The sequence below is a fragment of the Vibrio sp. 03_296 genome, assembly GCF_002265885.1.
Map to the genome: position 1 here is coordinate 1 of NZ_NPKW01000417.1, position 1155 is coordinate 1155.

The window sequence follows — 1155 nt, forward strand, 5'->3', positions numbered from 1 at the left end:
CTCTCGTGTGTTATGGATTCCGGTTGAAGGGGAGCGAAGAAATCCCACTGGCAGAGCGTCATGTCGGTACACCCACTGCTTTTGGTCTCCCAATGACGAGGAAGAAATACTACTCAAAAATGACTGGGAAGAATTGATGGAGATGATCGTATTTGGCCAATTTGATCAAATTTCGGCCCGACATGGCGTGGCTCTTCATCTCAGACCAAAAGCCGCTAACAGCAAAGCACTCACCGAAGCGTATAACATCAACGGAAAACCGATTAAAACACTGCCGCGGGGATTATTATCGTAACTCAGTTTACCGCTCAGATTTTGCAAAATGCCTTCAACTCATTACTCAATGAGGAGTAAGTTGCAGTTCAATGTCATAGTAAGAAGCCAATCGGTCACTACCAACTTCTTCGTAAACGTTATGCAAACGAAGATACGCTTTCTCCACACCCAATTTCAGTAATTCTTCTTTCACTAAATCCAAAGACGAGAAATGCATCAGCTCCTCCCCTTGTTTAATAGGCGTCAAGGTGATGTTGTATTCTATGGCCAACAGATACTCATTGGCATCAGAGCAACCTATTACGAACATTTTAGGCGGCACATAATGATCATGATGTTTACTGTGTAGCCAAAGATCCAATTGATGTTTCTGCATAGCCTACCTCAACCCGATTTCGCAATTTGTCCATTAGGCTCTAAGTGTAGTCCATGATCAATCTGATAGAGCGAGAGAAGCTTCTTAGTTGAATGAATTATCAATTATGATATTGCATCTTCTCCTGGGCGTTAAGTCGGCATAAGATGTTGAACAATAGGTAACCGACAATAAATCCAATTAACAAGGAAGTGCCATGCAATACACTAAGCTGCCCCATTCCACGCTTGAGATCAGCAAACTTTGCCTTGGAACCATGACCTTTGGTGAACAAAACTCTCAACAAGACGCTTTCGAACAACTCGATTATGCGGTCGCTCAAGGTATTAATTTTATTGATACTGCAGAAATGTATCCGGTAGCCACCAAAAGCACAAAGCCAGGGGTTAACGGAGCAGTTTATCGGCAATTGGCTGAGCAAAAGTGGCAAACGCGAAAAAAGTCCTCATCGCCACAAAAAATAGCTGGCCCTCGCAAATGTTYCCCTATATTCGCGACAACAT

General features: G+C 43.2%; 1 protein-coding gene and 2 pseudogenes. 2 read left to right on the forward strand and 1 reads right to left on the reverse strand.

What is annotated here, in order from left to right:
• Positions 1-354 (forward strand): annotated as a pseudogene (locus CIK04_RS25070) (MutH/Sau3AI family endonuclease); the annotation flags it as partial.
• On the opposite strand, the gene CIK04_RS25075 reads toward CIK04_RS25070, so the two are convergent.
• The gene (locus CIK04_RS25075; RefSeq protein WP_128824696.1) at positions 341-652 is read right to left on the reverse strand and encodes a hypothetical protein; all 312 of its coding nucleotides are present in this window, start codon (positions 650-652) and stop codon (positions 341-343) included. The pseudogene CIK04_RS25070 and the gene CIK04_RS25075 overlap by 14 nt on opposite strands.
• A gap of 196 nt (positions 653-848) precedes the next feature.
• On the opposite strand from CIK04_RS25075, the pseudogene CIK04_RS25080 reads away from it, so the two are divergent.
• Positions 849-1155 (forward strand): annotated as a pseudogene (locus tag CIK04_RS25080) (aldo/keto reductase); the annotation flags it as partial.

Bases quoted from the DNA above. Each gene is read 5' to 3' on its own strand.
- CIK04_RS25075 (WP_128824696.1), bottom strand. From the start codon at position 652: ATGCAGAAACATCAATTGGATCTTTGGCTACACAGTAAACATCATGAT.